Genomic DNA, 7,483 nt, shown 5'->3' on the forward strand with positions numbered 1-7,483 from the left:
AGGGAAAGCAAGCGATGTTCGGCGAGATGTTTCGAGATCGGCAAAGGCCGATGGTGCTCGTGCTGGGGCTCGGTGAATCGGGCCTCGCGATGGCGCGCTGGTGTTCGCGCCAGGGGTGCCGTTTGCGCATCGCCGATACGCGCGAGGCGCCGCCGAACCTGTCGGCGCTTGCCGCGCATGGGATCGACGCCGAATTTGTCGGCGGCGCGTTTTCGCCTGCGCTGCTCGACGGCGGGATCGAACTCGTCGCGCTGAGCCCGGGCCTGTCGCCGCTTGCGCAAGACCTCGTTCCGCTCATCGCGAGCGCCAAGGAGCGCGGGATCCCGGTGTGGGGCGAAGTCGAGTTTTTCGCGCAGGCGCTCGCGCATTTGCGCGAAAGCGGCTATGCGCCGAAGGTCATCGCCATTACTGGCACGAACGGCAAAACGACGACGACGAGCATGACCGGTCAGCTTTGCGAGCGCGCGGGCAAGAAGGTGGCCGTCGCCGGCAACATCAGTCCGTCGATGCTCGATCGGCTGATGGATGCGATCGACGGGGCGACGCTGCCCGACATCTGGGTGCTCGAACTATCGAGCTTCCAGCTCGAGACCTCGCATACGTTCGCACCGGACGCAGCGGCCGTCCTGAACATCACGCAGGATCACCTCGATTGGCACGGCGGGCTCGATGCCTATGCGCGCGCGAAGGGGCGCATCTTCGGTCCGGGCACCATCCGCGTGCTCAATCGCGACGACGAACGCACGATGGCGCTGGCGCCGCGGGCCGAGGCAACCGGTGAGGCGCAAGCGTCTTGCGTCACGTTCGGCCTGAACGAGCCGGCGCGCTTGGGCGACTATGGGCTGGCGCGGGAAAACGGCATCAACTGGCTCGCGCAAGCACGCGAGCGCGAGCCGTCGGACGAAACGACGAGCCCGCGCCGTCGTCGGCAGGAGGCGGCCGCGCCGGCCGAACTCGCCTTGACGCGCCTGATGCCTGCCGACGCGCTGCGCATTCGCGGCCTGCACAACGCCGCGAATGCGTTGGCGGCCTTCGCGCTCGCGCGTGCGATCGGTCTGCCGGCCGCACCGCTGTTGCACGGGCTGCGCGACTATCGCGGCGAGCCGCATCGCGTCGAGCTGATCGCCTCGATCGACGGCGTCGACTACGTCGACGACAGCAAGGGCACGAACGTCGGAGCGACGGTGGCGGCACTCGACGGATTGGCGCAACGCGTCGTGCTGATCGCCGGCGGCGACGGCAAGGGGCAAGATTTCGAACCGCTCGCGCGCCCTGTCGAGCGCTGGTGCCGGGCCGTCATGCTGATCGGACGCGATGCGCCGCGGATCCGCGAAGCGCTGGCCGAGACGGGCGTGGCGCTCTCCGATCATCCGACGCTGGAAGCGGCCACGCGCGCGGCTTGCGCGCTGGCGCAAAGCGGCGATGCGGTGCTGCTCTCGCCCGCATGCGCAAGCCTCGACATGTTCGACAACTACGCGCACCGCGCGGCCGTTTTCCGTAGCACGGTCGAGGACATCGCGGCGGAGCGGGGGACGATGCTATGAACTGGACCGAAAGCTTCGGCTCACGCCTGGTGCAACGCGATGCGGCGGGCGGCAAATCGACGAAATCGGCCAAGGCCGGGAGCACCGCTTCCACGGGTATCGGCGGGCTCGCGAGCGCGGTCAGCGGGATGCGCCCGGTGCGCTCGCGCATGCGCGATTACGATCACGCGCTGCTGTGGGTCGTGATCGCATTGCTTACGCTCGGCGTCGTGATGGTTTATTCGGCGTCGATCGCGATGCCGGATTCGCCGAAGTATGCCGCTTACCACTCGTATGCGTTCTTGTTGCGCCACGTGATCTCGCTGGCCCTTGCTTCGCTCGTCGCCATCGTCGTGTTCAAAATCCCGATTTCGGTCTGGGACAAGTACGCGCCCAAGCTTTTCCTGCTCGCGCTCGCCGCCCTCGTGATCGTGCTGATTCCCCATATCGGCAAGGGCGTGAACGGTGCGCGCCGGTGGATTCCGCTCGGCCTCATGAATATGCAGCCGTCGGAAATCATGAAGCTCGCCGTGACCATCTACGCGGCGAACTACACCGTGCGTAAGCAGGAACACATGCATAGCTTCGCCAAGGGCTTCTTGCCGATGGGCTTTGCTGTCGGTGTAGTCGGCGCGCTGCTGCTGCTCGAGCCCGATATGGGTGCGTTCATGGTGGTCGCGGCGATCGCGATGGGCGTGCTCTTCCTGGGCGGTGTGAACGGCAAGCTGTTCGGCGGCCTCGTCGCCACCGCGATCGGCACGTTTTCGATTCTGGTCTGGGCGTCGCCCTGGCGGCGCGAGCGGATCTTCGCCTACCTCGATCCGTGGGACGATCGCTACGCGCAAGGCAAGGCGTATCAATTGACGCACTCGCTGATCGCGTTCGGCCGCGGCGAGTGGTTCGGGGTGGGGCTCGGCGGCAGTGTCGAAAAGCTCAACTATCTGCCCGAAGCGCATACCGACTTTATCCTCGCGGTGATTGGCGAGGAGTTCGGATTCGTCGGCGTACTCGTTGTCATCCTGCTTTTTTACTGGATCGTGCGCCGCGCGTTCGAGATCGGGCGGCAGGCGCTCGCGCTCGATCGGACTTTTGCCGGGCTGATGGCCAAGGGCATCGGCATATGGTTCGGCGCGCAGACATTCATCAATATGGGCGTGAACCTCGGCTTGCTGCCGACGAAAGGGCTGACGCTGCCGCTCGTCAGCTACGGCGGCTCGGGGATCATGCTCAACTGTGTGGCGTTGGCCGTGCTGATGCGCGTCGATTATGAGAACCGGGTGCTGATGCGGGGGGGGAAGGTATGAGCACGACCCCGCAGCGCACCCTCCTGGTCATGGCCGGCGGCACCGGGGGGCATGTGTTCCCCGGGCTCGCGGTCGCGCATCGTATGCGCGCATGGGGCTGGCGCGTGGTCTGGCTCGGCAATCCGTCGGGCATGGAGGCTACGCTCGTTCCGAAGCACGGCGTGCCGATCGAGTTCGTCCGCTTCGGCGGGCTGCGTGGAAAAGGGCTCAAGACCAAGCTGATGCTGCCGGTGAACCTGCTGCGCGCCTGCATGGAAAGCGTGCGCGTGCTTAAGCGCGTCCGGCCCGACGTCGTGCTCGGCATGGGCGGCTACATCACGTTCCCCGCTGGCGTCATGACGGCGCTGACGGGCCGCCCGCTCGTGCTGCACGAACAAAATTCCGTGGCCGGGCTCGCGAACAAGGTCCTTGCCAAGCTCGCCCGGCGAGTGCTCGTTGCGTTCCCCGATACGTTGGCCGGTGCCGAGTGGACCGGCAACCCGCTGCGTGACGAGCTGTGCCACGCCGCCGAGCCCAAGGCCCGCTATGCGGGCCGCACGGGGCCGTTGCGCGTGCTCGTCGTCGGCGGGAGTCTCGGCGCTGCGGCGTTGAACGAATGTGTGCCGCGTGCGCTTGCGCTGCTGGCGCCGAACGAGCGTCCGCGCGTGACCCATCAAGCGGGGGCGAAGCATATCGATGCATTGCAGGCCAACTACGCCCAAGCCGGGTTCGAGCCTGGCGAGGCGTTGCGTCTCGTGCCGTTCATCGATGACATGGCCGCCGCGTATGGCGATGCCGATCTCGTCATCTGCCGCTCGGGTGCCATGACGGTGGCCGAAGTTGCGGCCGTGGGCGTGGCGGCGCTGTTCGTCCCGTTCCCATACGCGGTGGATGATCACCAAAGCACCAACGCCGAGTTTTTGGCTTCGCAAAATGCGGCCGTGGTCGTGCAGCAGCGCGACTTGTCGCCGGAGAATCTAGCGGATTGGCTGCGCAGCCAGACACGCGAAACGCTTGCCGAGATGGCCGAGCGCGCGCGCCTGCTGGCCAAGCCCGAAGCCACCGATCGCGTCGCGCAAGTCTGCGCGGCCGTGGCGCTCGCGCGCCAGGAAGGAAAGTCATGAAACACATCGTCAAACATATTCACTTCGTCGGCATCGGCGGCGCCGGCATGTGCGGCATCGCCGAAGTTCTCGTGACGCTCGGCTATCGCGTGAGCGGATCGGACCTTGCGCGCAGCGCATCCACCGATCGTCTCGCGTCGCTCGGCGCCCGCATCGCGATCGGACACGACGCGCAAAACATCGAAGGCGCGGACGCCGTCGTCGTCTCCACGGCCGTGCGCAGCGACAACCCCGAAGTGCTGGCGGCTCGCCGCCTGCACGTGCCGATCGTCCCGCGCGCGGTGATGCTCGCCGAACTCATGCGCCTGAAGCAGGGGATTGCGATTGCGGGGACGCACGGCAAAACCACGACGACGAGCCTCGTCGCAAGCGTGCTCGCAGCGGGCGGGCTCGATCCTACGTTCGTGATCGGCGGCCGCCTGACGAGCGCCGGGGTCAACGCGCGCCTGGGTACGGGCGATTTCATCGTCGCCGAAGCGGACGAATCGGATGCCTCGTTCCTGAATCTGCTGCCTGTGATCGAAGTCGTCACGAATATCGACGAAGATCACATGGACACCTATGGACACGATTTCGCACGGCTCAAACAGGCGTTCATCGAATTTACCCATCGGCTGCCGTTCTATGGCATTGCGGTGCTCTGCGTGGATTGCGAAAACGTGCGCCAGATTCTGCCGTTCGTCTCGAAGCCCGTGATTGGCTACGGCTTCTCGCCCGACGCGCAGGTTCGCGCAATCAATGTTTTCGCGCACGAAGGCAAGATGCATTTCACGGCGCTCCGCGAAGGGGCGGAGCCGCTCGATGTTGTTTTGAACATGCCGGGTACGCACAACGTACTGAACGCGTTGGCTGCGATCGCGATCGCCACGGAACTGGACATTGCGGATGCCGACATTCAGCGCGCGTTGGCCGAATTCACCGGTGTCGGACGGCGCTTCCAGCGCTACGGCGAGATGCGCGTGACCGGTGGCGGGACGTACACGCTGATCGACGACTACGGGCATCACCCCGTTGAAATGGCGGCGACGATCGCGGCGGCGCGCGGCGCGTTTCCGGGCAAGCGGCTCGTGCTGGCTTTCCAGCCGCATCGTTATACGCGCACGCGCGATTGTTTCGAAGATTTTGTCGGCGTGCTCTCGAGCGTCGATGCGCTCGTATTGACGGAAATCTACGCGGCCGGCGAAACGCCGATTGTCGCGGCTGACGGCAAAGCACTCGCGCGGGCGATCCGCGCGGCGGGCAAAGTGGATCCGGCGTTCGTCGATGCGGTCGACGAAGTGCCTCAGGCGCTGTCGACGCTCGTGCGCGACGGCGATGTGGTGATCACGATGGGCGCAGGCTCGATCGGCGCGGTGCCGGGTCGCCTGGCTCAAGAACTAAAGGTATAGCGATGGGTAGCATCGATCCGAAACGTTTCGGCAAAGTGGCCGTATTGCTCGGTGGCGAATCCGCCGAGCGCGAGGTGTCGCTCAAGTCGGGCTCCCTCGTGGTGAAGGCGCTGCGCGATGCCGGCATCGACGCGCATCCGTTCGATCCTTCGGAGCGTCCTCTCTCGGCGCTGAAGGACGAAGGCTTCGCGCGTGCGTTCAACGCGTTGCACGGCGGCTACGGCGAGAACGGCCAGATTCAGGGCGCACTCGATTTTTACGGCATTCGCTACACGGGCACCGGTGTGCTCGGTTCCGCGCTCGGGCTCGACAAGTTCCGCACGAAGCTCGTTTGGCAGCAGTTGGGGATTCCGACGCCGCCGTTCGAGACGGTGCTGCGCGGCGACGATTATTCGGCGCGCGCCGCCGAGATCGTCGCGAAGCTCGGCTTGCCGCTGTTCGTGAAGCCCGCGAGCGAAGGTTCGAGCGTGGCCGTCATCAAAGTGAAGACCGTCGACACCCTGCCGGCGGCACTCGCGGAAGCCGCCAGGTTCGACAAGATCATCGTCGTCGAAAAGAGCATCGAGGGGGGCGGCGAATACACCGCCTGCATCGCCGGCGATCTCGATTTGCCGATCATCCGGATCGTGCCGGCCGGCGAGTTCTACGACTACCACGCGAAGTACATCGCCGACGACACCCAGTATTTGATTCCGTGCGGCCTCGCTCCCGAAGACGAAGCGCGCCTGAAGGCGCTGTCGCGCCGTGCGTTCGACGTGCTCGGCTGCACCGATTGGGGCCGCGCCGATTTCATGCTCGACGCGAGCGGCAACGTCTACTTCCTCGAAGTGAATACGGCGCCGGGCATGACCGATCACTCGCTGCCGCCGAAGGCGGCGCGCGCCATCGGCATCGGCTACCAGGAACTCGTTGTCGGCGTACTCGCCTTGACGCTGAAGGATTGATTGCCGAGCCATGTGGAACAACGTACGCCAACTGAACCTCGCAGCCAACGCGCTCTATGCGCTGTGGGCGCTGGCGCTGTTGGCGGCCGGCGGGTATTGGCTCATGCAGCGCCCGGCCTTTGCGCTGCATGCGATCGCGATCGGCGGCGATACGGAGCACATCAATGCGCCGACGGTGCGGGCGAGCGTCGTCGGCCGGTTGAAGGGCAACTTCTTCACCGTCGATCTCGATAGCGCGCGCCAGGCGTTCGAACAGATGCCATGGGTGCGCCGCGCGAGCGTGCGGCGGGTTTGGCCCAATGCGCTCGCGGTCACGCTCGAGGAGTACAAGCCACTCGGCACGTGGGGCAGCGATCAGCTCGTCAGTGTCGATGGCGAGCTGTTCACGGCGAACCAGGGCGAGCTCGATCAAGACCTGCCCGCGTTCGATGGGCCGAACGGGACGGAGAAGGAAGTGGTCGCGCGCTACTTCGATTTCAAGAAGTGGCTCGCCCCGCTCGGTGCGACGCCGGACGAAGTGACGCTGTCGCCGCGCTACGCGTGGACGGTCAAGCTCTCCAACGGCACGCAGGTCGAGTACGGCCGCGAACGCAATCCGCAAACGCTCGCCGAGCGCAGTAGCCGGCTGACGGCGGCATGGACGGCGGTCACGGCTCGCTGGGGTAAGGACATCGAATATGCGGATCTGCGCTATCCGAACGGCTTTGCGATACGCGCCGCGGGAATGCGCTTCATCGACAATGCGACCGCGGGCAAACCCGCGGCGAAGAAGTGAAACGAAGTAACACGACATCACACGCAATGAGCACGCTATGAGTAAAGACTACAAGGATCTGCTGGTTGCCCTCGATATCGGTACGGCCAAGGTCGTGGCGATCGTCGCCGAATTGCGCGGCGAGGGTCACTACGAGGTGATCGGGCTGGGGCAAAGCGAATCGAAGGGTCTGAAAAAAGGCGTCGTGGTGAACATCGAGGCCACGGTGCAATCCATTCAGCGCGCGCTCGAAGAAGCCGAGTTGATGGCGGACTGCAAGATCACCAATGTATTCACGGGGATCGCAGGCAGCCACATCCGCAGCTTCAATTCGAGCGGAATGGTGGCGATCAAGGACAAGGAAGTGACGCAGGCCGATGTCGCGCGCGTGATCGAGACCGCCAAGGCGATCAACATCCCGACCGATCAGCAGGTGCTGCACATCCTGACGCAGGAATTCATCATCG

General features: G+C 65.2%; 6 protein-coding genes and 1 pseudogene. All 7 read left to right on the forward strand.

The features are described from left to right. Positions 1–14: 14 nt before the first annotated feature. Positions 15–1,544: a UDP-N-acetylmuramoyl-L-alanine--D-glutamate ligase gene (murD, locus tag ACTHL0_RS03330; protein ID WP_440565174.1), complete on the forward strand. Its 1,530-nt coding sequence runs from the start codon at positions 15–17 to the stop codon at positions 1,542–1,544. After that, a complete protein-coding gene (gene ftsW / locus ACTHL0_RS03335) occupies positions 1,541–2,827 on the forward strand; it encodes a putative lipid II flippase FtsW (RefSeq protein WP_440565169.1) in 1,287 nt (428 codons plus the stop codon). Before murD ends, ftsW begins: the two co-directional genes overlap by 4 nt. Further along, complete coding sequence (murG, locus tag ACTHL0_RS03340; RefSeq protein WP_440565170.1) at positions 2,824–3,930, forward strand: undecaprenyldiphospho-muramoylpentapeptide beta-N-acetylglucosaminyltransferase; 1,107 nt, start codon at positions 2,824–2,826, stop codon at positions 3,928–3,930. The genes ftsW and murG overlap by 4 nt, the downstream gene beginning before the upstream one ends. Beyond that, on the forward strand, positions 3,927–5,318 hold the full coding sequence (murC, locus tag ACTHL0_RS03345) for a UDP-N-acetylmuramate--L-alanine ligase (RefSeq protein ID WP_440565171.1): 1,392 nt from the start codon (positions 3,927–3,929) through the stop codon (positions 5,316–5,318). Before murG ends, murC begins: the two co-directional genes overlap by 4 nt. Before the next feature lie 2 nt (positions 5,319–5,320). Next, the gene (locus ACTHL0_RS03350; RefSeq protein WP_440565172.1) at positions 5,321–6,262 is read left to right on the forward strand and encodes a D-alanine--D-alanine ligase; all 942 of its coding nucleotides are present in this window, start codon (positions 5,321–5,323) and stop codon (positions 6,260–6,262) included. A 10-nt stretch (positions 6,263–6,272) separates the two neighbouring features. Further along, positions 6,273–7,037 carry a cell division protein FtsQ/DivIB gene (locus ACTHL0_RS03355; protein ID WP_440565173.1) on the forward strand — a complete coding sequence of 255 codons (765 nt, stop codon included), beginning with the start codon at positions 6,273–6,275 and terminating at the stop codon, positions 7,035–7,037. Between the two features lie 37 nt (positions 7,038–7,074). Continuing rightward, positions 7,075–7,483: pseudogene (locus tag ACTHL0_RS03360) on the forward strand (cell division protein FtsA); the annotation flags it as partial.

Source organism: Trinickia sp. (genome assembly GCF_051961175.1).
Classification (GTDB): domain Bacteria; phylum Pseudomonadota; class Gammaproteobacteria; order Burkholderiales; family Burkholderiaceae; genus Trinickia.